19 protein-coding genes and 2 tRNA genes are annotated in these 21,957 nt (G+C 70.0%); 13 read left to right on the forward strand and 8 right to left on the reverse strand.

The window, feature by feature from the left end:
* Window positions 1-51: 51 nt before the first annotated feature.
* A complete protein-coding gene (locus tag ACHFFZ_RS06975; RefSeq protein WP_394275946.1) occupies window positions 52-1,959 on the reverse strand; it encodes a phosphoenolpyruvate carboxykinase (GTP) in 1,908 nt (635 codons plus the stop codon).
* A gap of 258 nt (window positions 1,960-2,217) precedes the next feature.
* On the opposite strand from ACHFFZ_RS06975, the gene ACHFFZ_RS06980 reads away from it, so the two are divergent.
* The 4 genes from ACHFFZ_RS06980 (at window position 2,218) to ACHFFZ_RS06995 (ending at window position 6,800) form a co-directional block, all read left to right on the forward strand.
* Window positions 2,218-2,290 (forward strand) — tRNA-Arg (locus ACHFFZ_RS06980).
* A gap of 535 nt (window positions 2,291-2,825) precedes the next feature.
* Complete coding sequence (locus tag ACHFFZ_RS06985; RefSeq protein WP_394275929.1) at window positions 2,826-3,566, forward strand: Lrp/AsnC family transcriptional regulator; 741 nt, start codon at window positions 2,826-2,828, stop codon at window positions 3,564-3,566.
* A gap of 43 nt (window positions 3,567-3,609) precedes the next feature.
* Window positions 3,610-6,240, forward strand: coding sequence for a PEP/pyruvate-binding domain-containing protein (locus ACHFFZ_RS06990; protein WP_394275930.1), 2,631 nt, complete (start codon window positions 3,610-3,612; stop codon window positions 6,238-6,240).
* Entirely contained in the window at window positions 6,237-6,800 is a 564-nt protein-coding gene (locus ACHFFZ_RS06995; RefSeq protein ID WP_394275931.1) for a hypothetical protein, read from the forward strand. The genes ACHFFZ_RS06990 and ACHFFZ_RS06995 overlap by 4 nt, the downstream gene beginning before the upstream one ends.
* 36 nt (window positions 6,801-6,836) lie before the next feature.
* Here the strand turns inward: ACHFFZ_RS06995 and ACHFFZ_RS07000 are convergent, their stop codons facing one another.
* Window positions 6,837-7,913 (reverse strand): tocopherol cyclase family protein, encoded by a 1,077-nt coding sequence (locus tag ACHFFZ_RS07000; RefSeq protein ID WP_394275932.1) that lies wholly within the window; start codon window positions 7,911-7,913, stop codon window positions 6,837-6,839.
* A 48-nt stretch (window positions 7,914-7,961) separates the two neighbouring features.
* On the opposite strand from ACHFFZ_RS07000, the gene ACHFFZ_RS07005 reads away from it, so the two are divergent.
* The 3 genes from ACHFFZ_RS07005 to ACHFFZ_RS07015 all read left to right on the forward strand — a co-directional run bounded on the left by ACHFFZ_RS07005 (window position 7,962) and on the right by ACHFFZ_RS07015 (window position 10,761).
* Window positions 7,962-8,684, forward strand: coding sequence for a glycerophosphodiester phosphodiesterase family protein (locus ACHFFZ_RS07005; protein ID WP_394275933.1), 723 nt, complete (start codon window positions 7,962-7,964; stop codon window positions 8,682-8,684).
* 32 nt (window positions 8,685-8,716) lie between these two features.
* Entirely contained in the window at window positions 8,717-9,652 is a 936-nt protein-coding gene (locus tag ACHFFZ_RS07010; protein WP_394275934.1) for a 1,4-dihydroxy-2-naphthoyl-CoA synthase, read from the forward strand.
* A 161-nt stretch (window positions 9,653-9,813) separates the two neighbouring features.
* A complete protein-coding gene (locus tag ACHFFZ_RS07015; RefSeq protein ID WP_394275935.1) occupies window positions 9,814-10,761 on the forward strand; it encodes a type IV toxin-antitoxin system AbiEi family antitoxin domain-containing protein in 948 nt (315 codons plus the stop codon).
* 87 nt (window positions 10,762-10,848) lie between these two features.
* Here the strand turns inward: ACHFFZ_RS07015 and ACHFFZ_RS07020 are convergent, their stop codons facing one another.
* Entirely contained in the window at window positions 10,849-11,331 is a 483-nt protein-coding gene (locus tag ACHFFZ_RS07020; protein ID WP_394275936.1) for an NUDIX domain-containing protein, read from the reverse strand.
* A gap of 199 nt (window positions 11,332-11,530) precedes the next feature.
* Between ACHFFZ_RS07020 and ACHFFZ_RS07025 the strand changes: the two genes are divergently transcribed.
* Window positions 11,531-12,937, forward strand: coding sequence for an NAD(P)/FAD-dependent oxidoreductase (locus ACHFFZ_RS07025; RefSeq protein ID WP_394275937.1), 1,407 nt, complete (start codon window positions 11,531-11,533; stop codon window positions 12,935-12,937).
* 81 nt (window positions 12,938-13,018) lie between these two features.
* Here ACHFFZ_RS07025 and upp read toward each other — a convergent pair whose 3' ends face one another.
* Window positions 13,019-13,660: a uracil phosphoribosyltransferase gene (gene upp / locus ACHFFZ_RS07030; protein WP_394275938.1), complete on the reverse strand. Its 642-nt coding sequence runs from the start codon at window positions 13,658-13,660 to the stop codon at window positions 13,019-13,021.
* 208 nt (window positions 13,661-13,868) lie between these two features.
* Between upp and ACHFFZ_RS07035 the strand changes: the two genes are divergently transcribed.
* The 4 genes from ACHFFZ_RS07035 (at window position 13,869) to ACHFFZ_RS07050 (ending at window position 16,897) form a co-directional block, all read left to right on the forward strand.
* Complete coding sequence (locus ACHFFZ_RS07035; RefSeq protein WP_394275947.1) at window positions 13,869-14,483, forward strand: tRNA adenosine deaminase-associated protein; 615 nt, start codon at window positions 13,869-13,871, stop codon at window positions 14,481-14,483.
* Between the two features lie 26 nt (window positions 14,484-14,509).
* Entirely contained in the window at window positions 14,510-14,935 is a 426-nt protein-coding gene (locus ACHFFZ_RS07040; RefSeq protein ID WP_394275939.1) for a nucleoside deaminase, read from the forward strand.
* 105 nt (window positions 14,936-15,040) lie between these two features.
* Window positions 15,041-15,128, forward strand: a tRNA-Ser gene (locus ACHFFZ_RS07045).
* Between the two features lie 254 nt (window positions 15,129-15,382).
* Window positions 15,383-16,897: a potassium/proton antiporter gene (locus tag ACHFFZ_RS07050; protein ID WP_394275940.1), complete on the forward strand. Its 1,515-nt coding sequence runs from the start codon at window positions 15,383-15,385 to the stop codon at window positions 16,895-16,897.
* A 58-nt stretch (window positions 16,898-16,955) separates the two neighbouring features.
* Here the strand turns inward: ACHFFZ_RS07050 and ACHFFZ_RS07055 are convergent, their stop codons facing one another.
* Together ACHFFZ_RS07055 and ACHFFZ_RS07060 are read right to left on the reverse strand one after the other, a co-directional pair.
* Window positions 16,956-17,468 carry a LytR C-terminal domain-containing protein gene (locus ACHFFZ_RS07055; protein ID WP_394275941.1) on the reverse strand — a complete coding sequence of 171 codons (513 nt, stop codon included), beginning with the start codon at window positions 17,466-17,468 and terminating at the stop codon, window positions 16,956-16,958.
* A 39-nt stretch (window positions 17,469-17,507) separates the two neighbouring features.
* Entirely contained in the window at window positions 17,508-17,801 is a 294-nt protein-coding gene (locus ACHFFZ_RS07060) for a type II toxin-antitoxin system VapB family antitoxin (RefSeq protein ID WP_394275942.1), read from the reverse strand.
* A 100-nt stretch (window positions 17,802-17,901) separates the two neighbouring features.
* Between ACHFFZ_RS07060 and ACHFFZ_RS07065 the strand changes: the two genes are divergently transcribed.
* Entirely contained in the window at window positions 17,902-19,512 is a 1,611-nt protein-coding gene (locus ACHFFZ_RS07065) for a helicase HerA-like domain-containing protein (RefSeq protein WP_394275943.1), read from the forward strand.
* 80 nt (window positions 19,513-19,592) lie between these two features.
* On the opposite strand, the gene ACHFFZ_RS07070 is transcribed toward ACHFFZ_RS07065, so the two are convergent.
* Both ACHFFZ_RS07070 and ACHFFZ_RS07075 read right to left on the reverse strand, forming a co-directional pair.
* Window positions 19,593-20,531, reverse strand: coding sequence for a universal stress protein (locus tag ACHFFZ_RS07070; protein WP_394275944.1), 939 nt, complete (start codon window positions 20,529-20,531; stop codon window positions 19,593-19,595).
* A 142-nt stretch (window positions 20,532-20,673) separates the two neighbouring features.
* A partial coding sequence (locus ACHFFZ_RS07075) for an extracellular solute-binding protein (RefSeq protein ID WP_394275945.1) occupies window positions 20,674-21,957 on the reverse strand: 1,284 nt, incomplete at its 5' end.

Consider the following 21,957-nt stretch of genomic DNA (forward strand, 5'->3'; position numbering starts at 1 on the left):
GGGCCGGCAAGCAGATGGTTGCCGGCCCCCTCCTCGTCCAGGGACGGTGTGTTACTTGACGGCCTCGCGCACCTTGTCGAGCTCGTCGGTGATCGGCTTCGGCAGCTTGTTGCCGAAGCTTCCCAGCCAGCTCTCCAGGCGCGGCAGCTCGTCGGCCCACTCGTGGGGGACGAACTGGGTGCACTCCTTGACGCCGGCCTCGTCCAGCTCGAGGCCCTCGACGTCGAGCTCACCGTCGCCGGGCAGGATGCCGATCGGGCTCTCCACGCCCTCGACCTTGCCCTCGATACGGTCGATCATCCACTTCAGGACGCGGCTGTTCTCGCCGAATCCGGGCCACAGGAAGTCACCATCGGCGCTCTTGCGGAACCAGTTGGTGTAGAAGATCTTGGGCAGCTTGTCCTCGTCGGTCTTGTTGCCCATGTCGATCCAGTGCTGCAGGTAGTCACCGACGTGGTAGCCGATGAAGGGCAGCATGGCCATCGGGTCGCGGCGCAGGACGCCGACGGCACCCTTGGCGGCCGCGGTGGTCTCCGAGGAGCAGGTGGCACCCATGTAGACACCGTGGTTCCAGTCGCGGGCCTGGGTGACCAGCGGGATGGTGTTCTCGCGACGGCCACCGAAGACGATGATGTCGAGCGGGACGCCGTTGGGGTTGTTGAAGTCCTCCGACAGGATCGGGCACTGCTCGATCGGGGTGCAGAAGCGGCTGTTCGGGTGGGCGGCCTTCTCGTTGAAGCGACCACCCTCCGGGCCGTTTTCGGGCGTCCAGGAACGGCCCTTCCAGTCGGTCAGGTGCGGGGGCTTGACCTCGGTCATGCCCTCCCACCAGACGCCACCGTGGTCGGTGAGGGCCACATTGGTGAAGACCGAGTTGCCCTGCTCGATGGTGCGCATGGCGTTGGGGTTGGTGGAGGAGCCGGTGCCGGGGGCCACGCCGAAGAAGCCGTTCTCCGGGTTGGTGGCGTACAGGCGGCCGTCCTTGCCCAGGCGGATCCAGGCGATGTCGTCCCCCAGGGTCTCGACCGTCCAGCCGTCGATGGTGGGCTCCAGCATGGCCAGGTTGGTCTTGCCACAGGCGCTGGGGAAGGCCGCGGCCAGGTGGTAGCTCTTGCCCTCGGGGTTGGTCAGCTTGAGGATCAGCATGTGCTCGGCCATCCAGCCCTCGTCGCGGCCCATCACCGAGGCGATGCGCAGCGCGTAGCACTTCTTGCCCAGCAGGGCGTTGCCGCCGTAGCCGGAGCCGTAGCTCCAGATCGCGCGCTCCTCGGGGAAGTGCACGATGTACTTGATGTCATTGCACGGCCACGGAACGTCCTTCTGGCCGGGCTCGAGCGGCATGCCGACCGAGTGGAGGCAGGGGACATAGGGGGCATTGCGCTTGGTCATCTCGTCCAGCGCGGCCTGGCCCATGCGGGCCATGATCTTCATGCTCAGCACGACATAGGCGGAGTCGGACAGCTCTACGCCGAACTTGGGGTCCTCGGCATCGAGTGGGCCCATGCAGAAGGGGATGACGTACATGGTGCGTCCGCGCATGCAACCGTCGTACAGACGGTTCATGATGCCCTTCATCTCGTCAGGGTGCATCCAGTTGTTGGTGGGGCCGGCGTCGGCTTCCTTCTTGGAGCAGATGAAGGTCTGGTCCTCGACGCGCGCGACGTCCTCGGGATCGGAGCGGAAGTAGATGGAGTTGGGCATCACGTCGTCGTTGAGGCGAATGGCGGTGCCGGAGGCCACCAGCTCATCGACCAGTTCATTCCACTCGGCATCGGATCCGTCGCAGTAGCGGATCTGGTCGGGCTGGGTGAGGGCCGCGACCTCGTTCACCCAGTCGGTGACCGAGGCCAGCTCCGGGACCCTGCCGACGACAGGGATGTCCTTGACGTCCTTGCGTTCGAAGTCCTTGCGCGGCTCGTCGTCCAGGGGGTTGACGGGCTCGGGATTCGGGATGTGCATGCTCACGGCTGCTCCTGTACATCGGCGTACTGCTGGCATCTGGATGATCGTCGGTGGCCACGGGCTGCGAGTGGGACCTTCGATCGATGTGACCAGTACGGTTACTGGTCCCAAAAAATACCACTTGAATGGGTTGTATCATCCTGCAGCCCACAAGCGCTTGTCCACCCATGGGCCGCTCGGTGAAACGGTCCCCGGGGGCTCGATTTGTGTTCTGTCTGGGGTGGGGGTAGTGTTCAATCTCGCCCGCAAGGCATTGCACTCGTGGCTCAATGGATAGAGCATCTGACTACGGATCAGAAGGTTGGGGGTTCGAGTCCCTCCGAGTGCGCAGGACAGGAAGGCCCCGAGGAAACTCGGGGCCTTCCTGCGTGTCCGGGGCTCCTGTGTGGCCCGACGGCAGTCATTGGTGGTGGGCCCAGTGGAGGGGTGGCGAGCGCTGCAATTCTCCGACCCCTGGGGGATCGTGAGAATTCTCACACTGCAGCTCTGCTGGGTGGTCGCCGGCTCGCCAGCCGCACACGACGACGCCCCCAGCGAGCCCCAGGGGGATTCCTGGGTGCCTGCTGGGGGCGTCGAATGACCTGGGGTGCCGGGGTGGTGGCCTCTCCTGCCCTCCGGTGCCTTGTGGGCTTCCTTCGGGTGTCGTGTCGATCGGCGGGGTGTGCTCCTCGATGTCTGCAATCATTCGTCAGCGCGGGCAATGTGCGCAATGATCATTCAAAGATTTGGGCCAAATGATCAATCTCGGGCGATGGGAACCGGCAATTCTGGTCAGATGGTCCAGCGACTGGTCGACGCCGGGCCGATCGCGTGCCGTATCGCGGAACGGCAGGGGCTGGAAGGCAGTGGAGGAAGGGATCGGGATGGATGGACAGGTGCAGGACGAGCAGGCGGCCTACCGCCTCGACGCCACCGACCGCCTGCTGCTGCGGGTGCTGGACGAGGACCCGCGAATGAGCGTGCTGCTGCTGGCCCAGAAGACCGGCCTGGCCCGGGGCACCGTCCAGTCGCGCCTGGAGCGCTACCGGGAACTGGGCCTGCTGCGACTGGCCAGCACCCGCATCCCCCCATCGACCCTGGGCAGGGGGCTCACCGGAACCGTCTCGGTGGAGCTGGACCAGCACCTGCTCGACGACGCAGTCACTTCCCTGCAACGGATTCCCGAGGTGCTGGAATGCTTCGCCCCGGCCGGCTCCACCGACCTTCTGGTGCGCGTCGTGGCCCGCGACCCCGACGACCTCTACCGAGTCAGCGAGGAGATCCGGTTGTGCCCCGGGATCCTGCGCACCTCCACCAGCGTCTTCCTGCGCGAGGTCGTCTCCTACCGCATCCACCCCCTGCTGGAGGCCGACGCCCCGGCAGCCGACGCCCGGCGCAGACCTAGGATGGGGGCTGGCCAGGGCAGCCGCGAGGGCACCTCACGACAGTCCCGGCCCAGCACCGCGACCACCCGCACCACAGCGCCCGAACGGCCGGTGGCGGGCGGCCACCGCGGTGGCATGACCAGGACACCAGGTCCGACAGGCACACCAGGTCCGACAGGCACATCAGGTCCGACAGGCACATCAAGGCCGACAGGGACATCAAGGCCGACAGGGCAGTAGCGCACACCGGACAGTGCCCGGCCCCGGGCAGTGGAGGAGCACCATGCACACCATCAGCTGGCTCGACCAGGACCGCGGACGCCAGGACGTCGGCGGCAAGGCGGCGACCCTCTCGGCCCTGCTGCGCGCCGGCTTCCCCGTCCCGAACGGCTTCGTCATCACCGTCGACGGATGGCTGCAGCACCTGCAGCACCACGGCCTGGCCGAACGCCTCGGCCCACTGGAGGCGTCCGGCGGGGCAAGGGTGGTGCGTCGCGCCCTCGACGTCGCCCTGCCCGAGGAGCTTGCCGCGCAGGTGCTCGAGGCCTGGCGGCAGCTCGGGGGAGGGCCGGTCGCCGTGCGCAGCTCATCCACGGTCGAGGACCTGCCCCAGTTCAGCGCCGCCGGCCAGCTCGACAGCTTCCTCAACGTCCACGGCGCCGACGAGCTGCTCGCCGCCGTGCGCGGCTGCTATGCCTCGCTGTGGAGCGACCGGGCCGTCGCCTACCGTCGCCAGCACCAGCTCGACGACGCCGAGGCCCGGGTGGCCGTCCTCGTGCAGCTGATGGCACCCGCCGAGGCCGCCGGCGTGATGTTCACCGCCAACCCCCTCACCGGACGGCGTGAGGAGACGCTGGTCACCGCGAACCTGGGGCTGGGCGAGCACACCGCCGAAGGCGACGCCGCCGACACCTTCGTCGTGCGCGACCGGCAGGTGAGCGAGCGTCGCCTGGTCACCAAGCGCACCCGCACCGTCAGCGACCCCGAGGGGCAGGGCACCATCGAGGTGCGCGTGCGCGGGGAACAGGCCACCGGGCAGGCCATCGATGACGGGCAGGTGCTCGCCCTGGCCGAGCTGGGCGCCCGCGTCGCCGACTTCTTCGGCGGCCCGCAGGACATCGAGTGGGTGATCACCGACGGCCAGCCCGTGGTCGTCCAGGCCCGGCCCGTCACCGTCCTGCCCGAGCCGATCGGGGAGGTGCCTGACGACTGGGAGGTGCCCGACGAGAAGGGCATGTACGCCCGCAGCGCCTTCACCGACCTGCTGCCCGACCCGCTCAGCCCCCTGTTCGCCGACCTGCTGCTGCCCCAGATGCCCGAGGCCATGTGCCGGGTGCTGCGCCGCCACCTCGACGAGGACGTGCTGCGCGAGGGCGAGGTCGAGATGGTGCTGGTCAACGGCTACGCCTACTACCACCACAGCCACAAGGGACTGCGACGCCTGCTCACCCACGGCAGCCGCACCCTGACCGCCCTGCGCGGCCGCAGCCCCCACGACCCCGAGACGCTGGCCACCGTCGCAGAACCCGCCCATCACGCGGTCCTGGACGCCTGGCGTGGACGCGAGGTCGCCACCATGCCCAGCCACGAGCTGCTGCGGGGAACCCAGGAGCTGCTGGGTGCCGCCTGCGAGCACTACAGCTGGCTGCAGGCCTGCCTGCCGCTGGCCAGCAGCTCCGAACTGCCCTTCGCCCGGCTCTACACCGGACTGGCCAAGCAGATCGGCGGCCCCTCGGTGAACACCTTCCTGCGCGGCTACGAGACCCACCGCGTGCGTCGTGCCCGCTCACTGCGCGCGCTGGCCGAACAGGTGCGCCAGTACCCCGAACTGACCGCCGCCATCCTCGAGGGGCGCGAAGCCGACGAGCTGGAAGGAATGGAGGGCCTGGAGCAGGCGCGGGAGGCCTTCGCTCGCCACCTCGCCGAGCATCCCCGCCCCGGGCGCAACCTGGACCTGTGCGTCCCGCTGGACTCGGAGGACCCGACGCGGTCCGTGCAGGCCCTGCTGCCACACCTCGACGGCGAGGCGCCCGATCCCGACGAGGAGCTCGCCCGCCGCGCCGAGGAACGCGAACAGGCCACCCAGGACCTCTTCCAGCGCCTCGACCCGGCCCGTCGCGCCATCCTGCAGCCCCTGCTGGAGAAGGCGCAGGCCGCCACCCCTGCCCGCGAGGATGCCCTGGTAGAAGTGGTGGCCGGTTGGCCCCTGATGCGCCGCATGATGCTGGAGCTCGGCCGTCGCCTGGTCGACGTCGGCGCCCTGCAGCAGGCCGGCGACGTCTTCTGGCTCCACCTGGACGAGGCACGCGAACTCGCCGACCACCTCGACGCCTTCGGTGGCCACACCCACAGCCGCAACGACCTGGTGCAGCAGCGACGCACCACCTGGCGCGGCCAACGCAGCGCCGAGGCCCCCGCCCTGCTGCCGCGTCACGTCTGGAACCGGATGTTCACCCGCTTCGTGCCCGCCATGGAGAGCCACCAGCGCGGCCCCGTCATCAAGGGCTTCGGCGTCAGCCAGGGCCGCATCACCGGCCCCGCCCGCATCATTCGCGGCCCCCAGGACTTCGAGACCATGCGACCCGGCGAGGTGATCGTCTCCCCGGCCACCACGCCCGCCTGGACCCCCTTGTTCGCCACGGCCGCCGCCCTGGTCACCGACGTCGGCGGGCCGCTCTCGCATTCCTCGATCGTCGCCCGCGAACACGGCATCCCCGCCGTGCTCGGCACCGGCATCGCCACTCGCCGCATCCGCAATGGCATGCTTGTCACCGTCGACGCCGACCGCGGGAGCGTCACGATGCCCGAGGGTGAGGACCCGATCGAGACCGGATTCCGCCCCAAGGTGCCCTACAAGTTCGCCATGGGTGGCGCTGCCGCCGCCCTGGCTCTGGTCCTGAGGAAGATGCTGTGAGAGCCCGACTCGGCGCCTGTCTGGTGGCCCTGCCACTGATCCTGGCCGCCAGTGCCTGCAGCGACGGCGACCAGACCGAGGAACCGACCGCCCCCGGCCAGGTGGAGCTGGGCTACGCGCTGCCCGCAGGCATGAAGGAGGTGGCGATCCCCTCGGCCACCCCCACCGCCGGCATGCAGTACGACATCAAGCTGTTCACCGGCAAGAACGACTGCGAGCTGCGCGTGGTTCGCATGAAGCTGCCCAAGGGCGACGGCACCGAGGACCAGGACGCCACCTACAACATGCTCGGCGCCATCATGGAGTCCTCCGGGGTGCAGAACTTCACCACCAACGGCCACATGCTGCCCGGTGAGCCCGGACCGGTCCCGGCGCTGTCGGTGAGCGGATCGTCGAAGGATCTGGACCTGCGCGCCGCCGGACGGATCAGCAATGACTCGCTGCAGGGCTTCCAGATGGTCTACGGCTGCAAGAAGGGCACCCTGGACCAGAAGACCTGGCAGGCACTGGTCGATTCGCTGAAGGTCGACGACTTCAAGGGCTCGCTCAAGATGCACTGAGGCGGCCCGGGCTCCCTCCCGGGGCCGGCCACGGCCTCAGTCGCGGCGCGGCAGCGGGTTCCCGGCTCGCTGGGCCAGCTGTGCCTCGGCCAGCTCCCGTCCACCATCCTCCAGCGCGGCCAGGTTGCTGATTCCCTGCCAGTACGGACGCCCGTCACGGAACAGACGCACCTCCAGGTGGCCGAGCTGTGCCTCCACCGCGCCCGGCGCCAGGGCACGCTCCTCCACCAGGGGCACCGGCAGCACGAAGGCCTCCTCCAGTGGCGCGGCGGCGTCCACCTCGACCCGCCAGCCGCGACGGCGCCCACGCAGCCGCCAGTGGCCGTCGCCCACCGTCGCCACGACCGGGCTCGTCCCCGGATTGCCGAAGCGCAGCTGCTCGCCGTCGGGGGTGCGCACCACCAGCGCCGTCACCGTCGTCGACAGCCGCGCGTCACGTCCCGGGCGCCCCAGGTGGATCCGGCCGCCACCGAAGGCAACACAGGCCGTCGGCTCGGCGAAGCCCTGCGCCTGGCCCCACCACCACTGCACCGGGAAGCCGCCCCGCCCCCAGTTCTTCTCCGCATAGACCTGGGCGTCGTCGAACTCCCAGCGGGTGCTGCCGTCGTCGAAGACCCCCGAGGCGCTGCCGCCCAGCACCCACGGATGCCAGTACTGGTTGAGCCGGGGCACCATGCCGAAGACGTCGGAGCCGCCCAGCCGTCCCTGCCACTCGTCGAGACGGTCGAAGCGCAACTCCAGTGAGGTCGAGCCCAGGCGAGCCTGGAGGGACTCGCGGGTGGCGCGGAAGTGGCCCTCGTCGCCCCGCATCGAGACCCGCAGGCCTCGCTCGTCGCCGGCCACCGACGACAGCGTCGCCGTGGTCAGCGAACGTGCCGGGTCGGCGGCGATCCCGACGATGCCCCAGGGCTCGCCCTGCCGGGGCGTGTTCAGACCGGCCAGCGCCAGCGCCACGCGCCCCGAGGCCGGGTCGCTGATGCGCCAGAACCAGCCGTCCATGCTGACGCCACGGGCCGCCACCAGGTCGCCGCCGGGCAGCTCCGCCCCCGTCGCTCGCCAGTTGCGTCGCAGACCTTCACCCAGAGTTCGCCGGAGACCGCCGATCGCGTCCATGGCCCCACCCTAGGCTGGGAGTGATCCCGTCCGAGTCTGGAGGCAGCAATGACGAGCAAGATCTGGGCCCACCGCGGCGCAAGCGCCGAGGCATCCGAGAACACGATGGCGGCCTTCCGGCGTGCCATCGAACTCGGCGCCGATGGCATCGAGCTCGACGTGCAGCGCAGCGCCGACGGGCGCCTGGTGGTCATCCACGACGAGACCGTCGACCGCACCACCACCGGCAGCGGCCGGCTCGTCGAGATGACCTGGGAGCAGATCGAGCCGCTGCGCATCGTCGACGACGGCCGGGAACTTCCCGACGAGCGGCTGCCCCTGCTGGAGGAGGTGCTGGAGCTCGTCGCCCCCGCCGGCCTGGAACTCAACATCGAGCTCAAGGACGGCCTGGAGCCCTATCCGGGCATGGATGCCCAGGTGGTGCAGGCCGTGCGCGTGGCACGGATGACCGACCGGGTGATCCTCAGCTCCTTCAACCACGTGCAGTTCCACGGCTCCCGCGCCCTGGGGCTCCCCCTCGGCCTGCTCTATGTGGAGCCGCTGTGGGCGGTGGAGGACTATGCCGCCCGCTTCGGCGCGGCCGCCGTCCACCCCGACTTCCGCACCCTCGCCGAGCCCGGGCTGCTGGAGCGGCTGCGCGCCGAGGCGATCGCGGTCAACGCCTGGACCGTCAACGAGCGCGCCGACATCGAGGCGATGCTGGCGCTTGGTGTCGATGGGATCATCACCGACGAGGTGGCCCTGGCCCTGGAACTGCGCGACGGGCACTGAGCCGGCCGGGGTGGCCCGATAGGCTCCCGGACATGAGCGAGCAGAGCGGCAATCCTTTCAAGCCCGAGCTGTGGGACGAGATTCCCGGCTTCGACTTCACCGACATCACCTACCACCGCGCCAAGCACGTGCCCGCCGTACGCGTGGCCATCAACCGGCCCGAGGTGCGCAATGCCTTCCGGCCGCACACCGTCGACGAGCTGTACACCGCCCTGGAGCACGCCCGGACCAGCGCCGACATCGGCTGTGTGTTGCTCACCGGCAACGGCCCCAGCGCCAAGGATGGCGGCTGGGCCTTCTGTTCGGGTGGCGACCAGAGGATCCGTGGCAAGGCCGGCTACATGGCGGAGGCCGATGCCGGCAGTGGCGCGAATGATGGCTCCGCCAAGCCCTCGCCGATCGACCAGGCCAAGCTGGGCCGCCTCCACATCCTGGAGGTGCAGCGTCTGATCCGGTTCATGCCCAAGCCGGTCATCGCCCTGGTCAACGGCTGGGCGGCCGGCGGCGGACATTCGCTTCACGTGGTCAGCGACATGAGCCTGGCCAGCGCCGAGCACGCCAGGTTCAAGCAGACCGACGCCGACGTCGGCTCCTTCGACGCCGGCTACGGGTCGGCCTACTTGGCCCGTCAGGTGGGGCAGAAGGTGGCGCGCGAGATCTTCTTCCTGGGCCAGACCTACGACGCCCAGCGCGCCTACGAGATGGGCACCGTCAACAAGGTGGTCCCGCACTCCCAGCTCGAGGACGAGGGGCTGGAATGGGCGCGGATCATCTGCGGCAAGTCGCCGACGGCCCAGCGCATGCTCAAGTACGCCTTCAACGCCATCGACGACGGGCTGGTGGGCCAGCAGATCTTCGCCGGTGAGACCACCCGCCTGGCCTACATGACCGACGAGGCCGTCGAGGGGCGCGACTCCTTCCTGGAGAAGCGCGATCCCGACTGGTCCAGCTTCCCGTACTACTACTGATCGCCAACCCCTGACCTGCCCCGCGGGCTCAGTTGGTCAGACATGTGTGGAGCCGGTGCAACACATGTCTGACCAACATGCGGTGGTTCGGGTGTTGGCCCGGTGTTGTCCGTGCACCGCTGGCCCTTTCGTGAGTCCCTGGGCGCGGGAACGATCGGTGCATGGCCCCACGTGCACCCATCCCCGAGTCGCTGCTCCGGTTGGCGCGGGCCCAGGCCGGTGCCGTGACTCTCGAGCAGTGCCGGATGGCGGGCCTGCCTCGAACTGGCCTCTCGCGCCTGGTTGCCGAGGGTCTGTGGGTGCGCGCTGGCCGAGGGCTGTACGTGACGCATCCGCTGGAATGGGGCGAGTCCACCCGCCAGTGGCTCGCCCTGCTGGCTGGCGGCGAGGCCGCAGCGCTGGGCATGGAGACCGCGGCCGCCTTGCAGGGTTGGCGTCGGCCCTCCCGCACGGTTCACGTCGTGGTGCCCTGGAGTCGCCGCGTGGTCCAGCCCGGTCCGTGGCTGAGCCACGCCACCCGCATTCCCTTCCGCGTCGTCGGTGATCCGCCCCGTACCACCGTGGAACGCACCGCTCTCGACCTGGTCCGGGCCGATCCGTCGAATGCCAGTGCAATCCTCGCCGATGCCGTGAACTCGCGTCGCACCACCGCCACCCGGATCCTGCAGGAGCTCGAGGCCTTCGGCACCTTCCCTCGCCGTGATGTGGTGCGCGCCATCCTGGGAGACGTTGGGGACGGCGCGCTCAGTGTGCTGGAGCTGATGTGGCTGCGCGAGGTGGAACGTGCCCATGGCCTGCCGCGCGGCCAACGCCAGAGCAGTAGCCGGGTCGGCCTGCGCGACATCACCTACGGTCGGCTGGTGGTGGAGCTCGACGGCAGGCTCGGCCACACGGGAGCCGGAGCCTTCAGGGACATGCACCGGGACAACCTCCATCTCCTCCAGGGAGAGCCCACGCTGCGCTTCGGCTTCCATGACACCGACACCCGGCCCTGTGCGTGCGCGGCGATGGTGGTGGCAGTTCTGCGCAGGATGGGCCACGGCGTCGACTGGCACTCATGCCGCCGGGGCTGCGTGGAGTCCGAGGCCCTGTTGGACGGCGTCGCCTGAGGCTGGCGTGACGGCTGGTCAGGATTGTGCTGCACCGATGCCACACAACTCTGACCATGACCGCGCACGGCCGGCTCGGGGCGGGCTTCAGCCCACGACGCCCCCGACGCGGTGGCCGTCCTCCAGGTAGACGCAGCTGCGGGCCTCGAGCCCCACGGCGACGCGGCGGCTGATCGCCGGGCGCAGCATCTCCAGTGCCTCGGGAACCGGTGCGAAGCGGAACCCGCTGATCTCCTCGGGCTGCACGCGGATGCGTCCGAGGGCGGCGGGCGACAGGGTTCCGCAGTGGAAGAGGAAGCGTAGGCCCAGCTGGCGCCCGACGTGGGGACGGGTGTCGACGGCCACGAGCCGCCCCCGCCGCACGAGCAGGTTGGTCTCCTCGTGCACCTCCCGGCGGCAGGCCTGCCAAGGGGACTCCCCGTCATGCTTCATCGCCCCGCCGGGGATGCTCCACCCGCTCTTGTGGGTGGGCTTGACCACCAGCAGCCGACCGCAGCCGTCGAGCAGGATCGCGCCGCAGCTGACCGGGACGGTGGGTGGGGGCAGGGGAACGTTCTGGCGGGATGGCACCAGCACAGCATGCTGCACACGGCCCCTCGCCCGCACGCGCAGCCACTCGCACCGAGGCCCGCGGGGAATCTGTGGGGAGCGCGCGGGCGACCTGTGGGCTGAGAGCGAAGAATGTGACCATCGCCACAATTGCGAGCTAGCCTCTGGAACGATCAAGAGTTCAATGGCCCGTGCAGCTGCGGGCCACGACAGGAGCACCATGAGCAAGTCCCGCCCGCACGTCGTCATCATCGGATCCGGATTCGGCGGGCTCTTCGCGGCCCAGCAGCTGGCCGACGCCGAGGTCGACGTGACCATCGTGGCCAAGACCACCCACCACCTCTTCCAGCCCCTGCTCTACCAGGTGGCCACCGGAATCCTGTCGCCCGGCGAGATCGCCCCGCCCACACGCGAGATCCTGCGACACCAGAAGAACGCCCGGGTGCTGATGAGCGAGGTGACCGCCATCGACATGGACGCCCGCGAGGTGGTGGCCGAGGCGCTGGGCAAGACCAGCACCATCAGCTACGACTACCTGGTCGTCGCAGCCGGCGCTGGCCAGTCCTACTTCGGCAACGACCACTTCGCCATCTTCGCGCCCGGCATGAAGTCCATCGACGACGCCCTGGAGCTGCGCGCCCGCATCTTCGGCTCGCTGGAGGTGGCCGAGCTCACCGAGGACGCCACCGAGCGCGGGCGTCTGACCACCTTCGTCGTGGTCGGCGCCGGCCCCACCGGTGTGGAGATGGCCGGCCAAATCCGCGAGTTGACGAGCCACACCGTCAAGGACGACTACAAGAACTTCGACCCGGCGAGCTCACGGGTGCTGCTGGTGGATGCCGCCGACAAGGTGCTGCCGCCCTTCGGGGGGAACCTGTCGGCCAAGGCGCAGGAGCAGCTGGAGAAGATCGGCGTCGAGGTGAAGCTCGGGGCCATGGTCACCGGGGTCGACGCCGACGGGGTGGAGCTCAAGTACTCCGATGGCACCTCCGAGCGCATCGAGTGCGGCTGCAAGGTGTGGGCCGCCGGTGTGCAGGCCAGCCCGCTGGGCAAGATGATCGCCGACCAGTCCGAGGCGACGATCGACCGCGCTGGCCGCGTCGAGGTGGACAAGGACTGCTCGGTGCCCGGGCATCCCGAGGTCTTCGTCGTGGGCGACATGATGAGCCTGGACAAGCTGCCGGGCGTGGCCCAGGTTGCGATCCAGTCGGGCCGCTATGTGGCCGACAAGATCCGTGGCCAGGTGGAGGGCAAGCCCGTGACGGCCCCCTTCCGCTACCGCGACAAGGGATCGATGGCCGTGATCAGCAAGTACAGCGCCGTGATGAAGTCCGGCAGGCTGGAGCTGACGGGCTTCCCCGCCTTCGTGGCATGGCTGGGGCTGCACCTGCTCTACATCGTCGGCTTCAAGGCCCGCTTCACCACCCTGGTGCACTGGGCGATCGCCTTCTTGAGCACCGATCGCAGCGAGCGGATCACCACCCGTCAGCAGCTGGTGGGGCGCCTGGCGCTCAAGCAGCTGGGCAGTGACTTCCAGCCCACCATCACCGGCACCCAGAACCCCTCGCGGATCGAACCCAAGCTCGTGGTCAGCGACATGGAGGAGCCGGACGAGCACCGTCTGTGAGCCAGTCCCGGCACGTGCCGGGTGAATGACGACTCGGGCCCCGCGATGGATCGCGGGGCCCTGGTCGTGTGCTGGAGGGGGTCAGTCGGCCAGTCCGTAGAGGCGGTCGCCGGCGTCGCCCAGTCCGGGGACGATGTAGCCGTGCTCGTTGAGTTTCTCGTCGACGCCGGCGATGACCAAGGTGCAGGGCACCTCCAGGTCGGCGACGAGCTTGCGGAAGTTCTCGATGCCCTCGGGGGCGGCAAGGATGCAGATGCAGGTGATGTGGTCGGCGCCGCGGTCCACCAGGAACTTCACGCAGCCGCCCAGCGAGCCGCCGGTGGCCAGCATCGGGTCGAGCACGTAGCACTGGCGTCCCGACAGGTCCTGGGGGAGGCGTTCGGCATAGGTGACCGGCTGCAGGGTCTCCTCGTTGCGCACCATGCCGACGAAGCCGACCTCGGCGGTGGGCATCATGCGCATCATGCCCTCGAGCATGCCTAGCCCGGCGCGCAGGATCGGCACCACCAGGGGCTTGGGGTTGCTCAGTGTCAGGCCGCTGGTCACGGCGACGGGGGTCTCCACGTCGACGGGGCTGACGCGCACCTCGCGGGTGGCCTCGTAGCTGAGCAGGGTCACCAGTTCCTCCACCAGGTGGCGGAAGGTTGGTGAGTCGGTCTTCTTGTCCCGCAGCAGGGTGAGCTTGTGGGTCACCAGGGGATGGTCGAGTACGCGCAGTTCCACGCCCCTACTGTCCCACACGGGCCCGGTCGCCGACAGTCGGGAGTGGGTGCTGATGGGGTGCGCGTGTGCGGGCTGCGTCGGCGGGCGATTTGGGGTTGACTGGTCTGGGAGGATGGTCGTGGAGCACGTTGGCGAAGGAGGAGTCGTGACCGCATTCGACGATGAGGTGGATCCCTTCGAGACCAGGGACGCAACGCCGTCGCACTATCTGGAGGAGGACGTCGACGACTTCGACGACGATGATCTCGACGAGGATGACGATGATCTCGACGAGGACGACTCGGACGAGGACGACGACTCCGACGATGATGATGACGACGACTTCGACGACCTCGACGACGCCACTGCGGACGAGATCGACCTGGTGCTTGCCCTCTACCGTGAGGACGGCCAGCCGGTCGGCGTGCCGCTGGCGGTCGACCTGGCCAATGACCTCGACGGGTTCATCACCCAGCTGAGGCGCATCCCCGGTGACGGTGGGGCGATCGGCATGGTCTCGGTGGCGGGTGAGTTCTTCGTCCTGTGCCGGGTGCGCGGACGCACCGTCCAGGTGCTGCTGAGCGATACCGTCGCCGCGAATGACTGGCCGATCGCCCGCGACGTGGCCGACTACCTGGGTGAGGACATCCCCGACCCGGACGACGACTCCGAGCCGATGGGCGATGCGGAGCTCCTGGTGGACCTGGGGGTCTCCGAGTTCGACCTGGAGGCGATTGCCGACGACCTGGAGGAGGACTCCGACGAGCTGCTGCGCCGCCTGGCCGTCCGGCTGGGTTTCGGGCCGCAGTTCGAGCACGCCAGCCACGCCACGCCTCAGCGCTGAGCGTGGCCAGCCGCTGGGACTGGGCCATGGGCCTGGCCCTCGGCCAGGCACGTCTGGCCGCCAGTCACGACGACATCCCCATCGGGGCCGTCGTGCTGGGTCCCGATGGCGAGGTGCTGGCATCGGCCGGCAATGAGCGGGAGCTGACCGGCGACCCCACCGGGCACGCGGAGGTGTTGGCGCTGCGCCGCGCCGCCGAGGTGCGGGGCGGGTGGCGGCTGGAGGGCTGCACCTTGGTGGTGACCCTGGAGCCCTGCACCATGTGCGCCGGGGCGATCGTGCTCTCCCGGGTGGAGCGGCTGGTCTTCGGCGCCTTCGACGAGAAGGCGGGGGCGGTCAGCTCGCTCTTCGACGTGGTCCGCGACCCGCGGCTCAACCACCGGCCCGATGTGCGCAGCGGAATCAGGGCCGAGGAGTGTGGCCGCCTGCTGCGCGACTTCTTCGGGCACTGAGCCCCAGCCTGCGCCAGCCCTGGCAACCAGCTCAGGGCAACCGATCCCGGGATCCGCCGGGCCCCGAGTGGCGCGCGATCCACCGACTGTGGCACACTTCTTCGCGGTGACGTGTCTGAGCGGCCGAAAGAGCTCGCCTCGAAAGCGAGTGTGGTGAAAGCCACCGAGGGTTCAAATCCCTCCGTCACCGCCAATGAGAAGGGGCTCCCGGATTCCGTGAGCCCCTTCTGGCATGTCTGGGCGACGAGGGATCCCCGGCTGGTGTCCAGGAACCACATCCACAGCGGTCCTCGCTGTCCAGGCGGCATTGATGGCTGCTGTGATGTGGTTTGCGGACGGGCCCCCCAGACGGCCAGCCCGATCCGCGGGTCGGCACAGCAGCTGTGCGGTGGCGCGCGAGCCGACCAGGTTGGCGATGGGCCGGGTCCGGGGGCGCCTTCTGGAACAATGGAAGCCATGCCCCCCATCGACCTCGCCCTGCTGGTTGGCGGTGTCATTGCCCTGGTGGCGGTCGTCGCAGCCAGGACGGGTTCCCGGCTCGGACTGCCCGCGCTACTGCTCTTCCTCTTCCTGGGCATGGCCCTGGGCAGTGGTCCGGCCCCGATCAACTTCGACGACGCAGACCTGGCCCATGGCCTGGGTTTTGCGGCGCTGGTCTTCATCCTGATCGAGGGCGGTTTCTCGACCAGGTGGGAGACCATCCGGCCGGCCGTCGGTGCCGCCGGCGTCCTGGCCAGCCTTGGCATCGGGGTGAGCATCGCCCTGGTGGCGCTGTTCGGCCACTTCGTGCTCGGTGTGCCCTGGGCCGTTGCCGTGCTGCTGGGGGCGATCACCGCACCCACCGACTCCGCTGCCGTCTTCGCGGTGCTGCGGGGGGTGCCGCTGCCCAGCCGGGTGCGGGCCATGCTGGAGGCCGAGTCCGGGCTCAATGACGCCCCCACGGTGCTGCTCGTCGCGGCTGCTTCCCAGCTGGCCCTGGGCAATGCCCCGCACGGCGGCTACTGGGGCCTGCTGGGGGTGGTGGTCTTCGAGCTGCTCGGTGGCATCCTGCTGGGGCTGGCCCTGGGCGCTGCCGGCGTCTGGGTGCTGCGGCGGCTGGCGCTGCCCTCCTCGGGCCTGTACCCGCTGGCGGCGATGGCTTGGGCGGTGGTCACCTATGGCGGGGGCGTGAGCGTGCACGTCTCGGGATTCGCGGCCGTCTACGTGTGTGCGGTGGTGCTGGGCAATGGACAGCTGCCGCACCGCCACGCCACCCGCTCCTTCGCCGAGGGGGTGGGCTGGATCGCCCAGATCGGGCTGTTCGTGATGCTCGGCCTGTTGGCCGACCCGGGACGCATCAGCCTGCGGGAGGTGGTGGTCGGGGTGATGATCGGGCTCTTCCTGACCCTGGTGGCCCGCCCGCTGACGGTCTTCGCGAGCCTGTCTTGGTTCCGCGTCCCGCTGGCCGAACAGGTCTTCGTCTCGTGGGCGGGCCTGCGCGGCGCGGTCCCGATCATCCTGGCCACGGTGCCCCTGTCGGAGCGGGTGCCGCAGGCCGACGACCTCTTCGACATCGTGGTGGTCTTCGTGATCGTCTTCACCGCCCTGCAGGGGCCGACCCTGCCCTGGGTGGCGCGCAAGCTGCGGCTGGCCGACCCCAATACCGCCAGCGACGTGGACATCGAGGCGGCGCCGCTGGACAAGATCAATGCCGAGCTGCTGCAGGTGCGCATCCCCGAGGGTTCACGCCTGGCGGGGGTGACGGTGCGCGAGCTGCGGCTGCCGCGCAATGCGGTGGTCTCGCTGGTGATCCGTGGTGACCGCTCCTTCGCCCCGCACGGCCAGAGCCGGCTGGTGGTGGGCGACGAACTGCTGGTGGTGACCCCGGAGCGGCACCGTCGCGAGGTGGAGAACCGGATCACCGGCATCGGACGTGGTGGGCGTCTGGCGCTGTGGACCGAACGCGATCCCCAGTCGCACTGAACGGGCTCCTTGCACTGACCGGGCAGTGCGCACCGACCGGGCAGTGAGCCCGGCAGGATCAGGCCTCGGGAGTGGCGACGGCCGGAGGCAGGCAGACGGTGGGGCCGTCGACGGCGACCTGCTTGGGGGCCGAGGCGGTGAAGCCGGTGTTCTTGTTGCCCACCAGCACCTCGACGCTGTGGTCGGCGCGGCCGTCGGCCTTGACCGTGGCGTCCTTGAAGAAGCCGGCCACGAGCTTGACCTCGGGATTGTTCACGTCGGCACCGATTACCTGGGTGTGGTTGACCTCGACCTCGGTGTTTCCGGTCTTGGTGACCGTGAAGCCGGCATCGCGCAGCTGCGCGGCGACCTTGGTGGCCAAGCCGTGGGTGCTGCCGCCGTTGTAGACCTTGACGCCCACCTGTTTGGCGGTCAGCGCCTTGCCGACGCTCTGCTCGACGCAGGGGACCAGCGGGGGCGGGGGTGGCGGGGCCATCACATTCCTGTATCCCCAGCGGGCGCCCAGGACCAGGAAGGCGAGCAGCGCGAGCAGGGTGACGGGCGTGGCGAGCATGCGCGCATACCGCTGCACGGGAGCCTCCTTCGTCGGGTGGGTCGAGCTGGGGGAAGCCTACTTCAGTTCCAGCACGCGGGCGTGCACGGTCTGGCGTTGCTGCAGCGCAGCGCGCAGGGCCCGGTGCAGGCCGTCTTCCAGGTAGAGCTCCCCGCGGTACTTCACCACGTGGGCGAACAGGTCGCCGTAGAAGGTGGAGTCGTCCTCGAGCAGTGCCTCCAGGTCGAGCATCCGCTTGGTGGTGACCAGCTCGTCGAGGCGTACCTGGTGGGGTGCGATGGCAGCCCACTGCTTCTGCACATATCCATGGTCCGGGTAGGGCCGGGACTCACCCACACGCTTGAAGATCACGTCTCGAGCCTAGCGGGCAGAAGGTCCCACGGCATGGGGTGGTGCAGATCGTGTGTGTCACCACCGACGGGGAACGGCGTGGCTGTGACACGCTTGGGGCATGAGTGACCAAGCTGCCACGCCTGTCGAGGCGATCACCACCGGTTACACCTTCGACGAGCCCGCCATCGAGCTGGGGGTCCTGGTGGAGGCCGACCAGCCGGTTCCCGAGGCCGTCATCCGCATCCCGCTGGGCATGCTGAACCGGCACGGCCTGGTGGCCGGGGCCACCGGCACCGGCAAGACCAAGACCCTGCAGCTGATGGCCGAGCAGATCAGCGCTGCCGGGGTGCCGGTCTTCGCGGCCGATGTCAAGGGCGACCTGTCGGGGCTCGGCAGCGCCGGGGAGTCCTCCGAGAAGCTTCAGGCGCGCACCGCGGCGATCGGCCAGCAGTGGCAGGGCCTGGCCAGCCCCGTCGAGTACTTCCAGCTGGGTGACGAGCAGGGCGGCCAGGGCGTCCCGCTGCGCGCCACCGTCACCAGCTTCGGGCCGCTGCTGCTGGCCAAGGTGCTGGGCCTCAACGAGACCCAGGAGAGCTCGCTGGGCCTGGTCTTCCACTACGCCGACGGCCACGGCCTGCCGCTGCTCGACCTGGCCGACCTGCGTGAGCTGTTGCTGTGGCTGACCAGCGACGAGGGCAAGCCGGAGCTCAAGGGCATCGGCGGGCTGTCCACCGCCACCGCCGGGGTGATCCTGCGCGAGATCACCGCCCTGCAGGCGCAGGGGGCCGACGCCTTCTTCGGCGAGCCCGAGTTCGAGACCGCGGACCTGCTGCGCACCGCCGAGGACGGCCGCGGCACCATCAGCCTGCTGGAGCTGCCCAACCTTGCCGACCGGCCGGCCCTGTTCAGCACCTTCCTGATGTGGCTGCTGGCCGAGCTCTTCCACGACCTGCCCGAGGTGGGCGATGTCGACAAGCCCCGCCTGGTCTTCTTCTTCGACGAGGCCCACCTGCTCTTCAACGGCGCCTCCAAGGCCTTCCTGGAGGCCATTGCCCAGACGGTGCGGCTGATCCGTTCCAAGGGCGTGGGCGTCTTCTTCGTCACCCAGAGCCCCAAGGACGTGCCTGACGCGGTACTGGCCCAGCTCGGCTCGCGGGTACAGCACCAGCTGCGTGCCCACACCCCGAATGACGCCAAGGCTCTCAAGCAGACCGTCGCCACCTTCCCCAGGAGCCACTACGACCTGGGCGAGGCCCTGCAGCAGTTGGGGATCGGCGAGGCGATCGTCACCGTGATGGACCCCGACGGGGCCCCCACCCCGGTCGCCTGGACCCGGATGCGCGCCCCGCAGTCACTGATGGCCCCGACCCCCGCCGAGCAGGTGGCGGCTGCCGTCGCCGCCAGCCCGCTGCAGGCGAAGTACGGCCACTCGGTCAACCGGGAGTCGGCGCAGGAGATCCTGGCCGCCCGGCTGCAGGCCAGCGCCGAGGTCGAGGCGGCCACCGAGCGCGAGAAGGAGTCCGCTGCGCGGGACAAGGAGCTGGCCCGCCAGCAGGCCGAACTGGACCGGGCCGAGCGTGCCCAGCAGCGCACCCCCGCCCCGCGCGGGCGCGCCGCGCAGGACAGGGGCATCGTCGAGCAGGTGGTCGGCTCCAGCGCTTTCAAGCAGTTCGCCCGCTCGGCCGGGCGCGAGATCGCACGCTCGATCTTCGGGACCCGCCGACGCTGACCAGTGGCCAGGCCCGGACCGGCAGCCAGCCGGTCCGGGCCGTCACCCCCCCCGTCCTCGCGGTGTGAGGGGTGGGCTGCTCAGCGGCGGGTGGGCACCACGATCACGGGGCAGATCGACTGGCGCACCACGTGGGCGGCGGTGGAGCCCAGCACGGCGCCGGCCAGGCCCGAGCGGGCCCGCGAGCCGACCACCAGAAGCTCCGCCTCGTGCGAGGCGTTGACCAGCACCTCTCCGGCATGTCCCAGGCCCACCCGAACTTCGACATCCAGCTCGGGGGCCTGGTCGAGCTGGGCCCGCACCTGCTCCTCGAGCTGGGTGGAGAAGGTCTCCTGCACCCGGCTGAACAGGTCAGGGTCCATCACCGGAAGGCCCTCCACCGTGCCGGGGGTGTACTCCCAGGAGTGCACCACCAGCAAGCGGCCGCCCATGCGCGCGGCCTCCCGGATCGCCACCGGCAGTGCATGGGATCGCTCGGCATCCTCGACGCCCACCAGCACGGTTCCGGCCGATCGGTCGTCGTGGGCGGTGCCCGTCTCGGGCACCACGGCGACCGGGCCGTGGGCGTGGGAGACGAGGTGGCGCGAGACCGAGCCCAGCGCCATCGCCCGCACCGCTCCGAGGCCGCGGGTTCCCGCGACGACCATCTCGGCATCCTTGCTGGCCTGGACCAGCGCCAGCGCCGGTTCGGAGTCCTCCAGCAGCGCGGAGGAAATGTCGAGGTCGGGATGTTGCGCACGGGCCTCGCTGGTGGCCCTGTCCAGCCGCTCCTGGGCGGAGCGGGCGACACGGGTGGTGAAGTCACGGGCGTCCTGGCGCAGCATCTGGCTCAGGGAGCCGGGGCTGGGCACCTGCAGGGGCGGCAGGGCCAGGACCAGGGTGAGCCCGACGTCGAGGGCCTCGGCGCGTCGGGCGGCCCACTCGGTGGCCACGGCCGACTGCGAGGAGCCGTCGACCCCGACCACGATGCGGCCGGCGGTCTCGAAGGTGGGGGAGGTGGGGGAGGTGGTGGTGCTCATGGCTCGCTCCTGTCCTGTGACGGGGCGTGTCCGGGGCTACGCCCTCACCCCAAAGCTATCCCCGAAAGGGTGGAATGGGGGCAGAAAATGCCGAAGTCACCGGCCTGCGGGACGATGCTCATCCCAAGCGGCCACCGGGGCTTCACAGGTTGGACAGGCGGGCCAGGGAGGGGTCCTCGGCCAGTGCGTCGGTGATGCGCTGCATCTCTGCGGTGAGGGTGGCCACGTCGATACGGCGAGACAGGAAGGCATTCCACAGCAGCTGGTGGTCGCCCCGGATGCCGTAGTGGTCCAGGGCACGCCAGGTCACCTGCCGGCGGCCTGCTGCCCGCAGCAGCTCGTCCTGCCGTTCCAGCAGGCGCGAGGGCCGCGCCGGGAGGGCATCGGTGCGGGTGCTGGGAAGCTGCGTCTCGGCGCAGTGGGCGCGGGCGGCCTCCGCCGAGAAGGCGGCCAGCAGCGCCTGCCGGGCCCCGGCGGGATTGGTCGAGCCGCTGGGCAGGATGAAGGCATCGGCAGGGCTGGTCTGCAGCGCGGCTGCTCCCATCGTCGGGGTGGCCGTGAGCGACGGGCAGGGCACCAGGTCGAGCTGGAATTCCTCCGTGGTCCTGGCCAGGGCCATGGTCCGGGCATCGGCAGCCACCATGAGCACCTCCTGGTCCTGGGAGAAGGCCCCGATGGCCTGCTTCCAGGTGCGCTGCGCGCCACCGGGGCGCACCAGGCCGGCGGTGAGGGCCTCGTCGAGCTGGTGAAGCGCCGACTGGAGGGCGGGGTGGGACCAGCAGCCGACCGTCAGCTGGTCGATCGCGCGGAGCGGCTCGGGCCCTGCCTGCTTGGCGGCGCTGGCGACGACCAGGTCCAGGTAGTCGGTGGCGTGGTCCTGCCCCCAGCACAGCAGCTGCAGGCCCTGTTCGCGGCCCTGGCGTCCCAGCGCGAGCAGCTCGGGCCAGGTGGTGGGTGGTTGCCAGCCGTGCCGCGCGAACAGGCTGCGCGAGAACCACAGGCCGTGCACCAGCCAGGTAGCAGGAAGGGCCACCCGGCGGGCGGGCCGTCCGGCCGGGCCCTGGATGCGGGACCCGGCCCAGGCCTCCGGCCGCAGGTGGCTCGGCAGGTCTGCGGGCAGGTCGGGCAGGTCGTCCAGACCGGTGGCCAACCGCGCAACGGGCAGCGGGGAGGCGGCATCGTCGAGGACCAGATCGGGGCGGTCCTCGTCGTCCCCCAGTGCCGCGGCCAGGTCGCTGGCCATGGTTGCCGTGCTGGTGGGGCGCAGCTCCACCCGGCGGGTGCGCAGCTGGGAGTCGGCGGTGCGGAACCAGTCCTCAGTGGTGATGTCCTTGCCGATCAGCAGCCGGACGGGACCACTCGGGTCGGGGCTCACCATTGACGGTGTCGGGTTCGGACCGCCGGAAGAGTACGGTGCCGTGCAGTC

The organism is Luteococcus sp., assembly GCF_043424415.1.
In the GTDB taxonomy this organism is placed as follows: Bacteria; Actinomycetota; Actinomycetes; order Propionibacteriales; family Propionibacteriaceae; genus Luteococcus.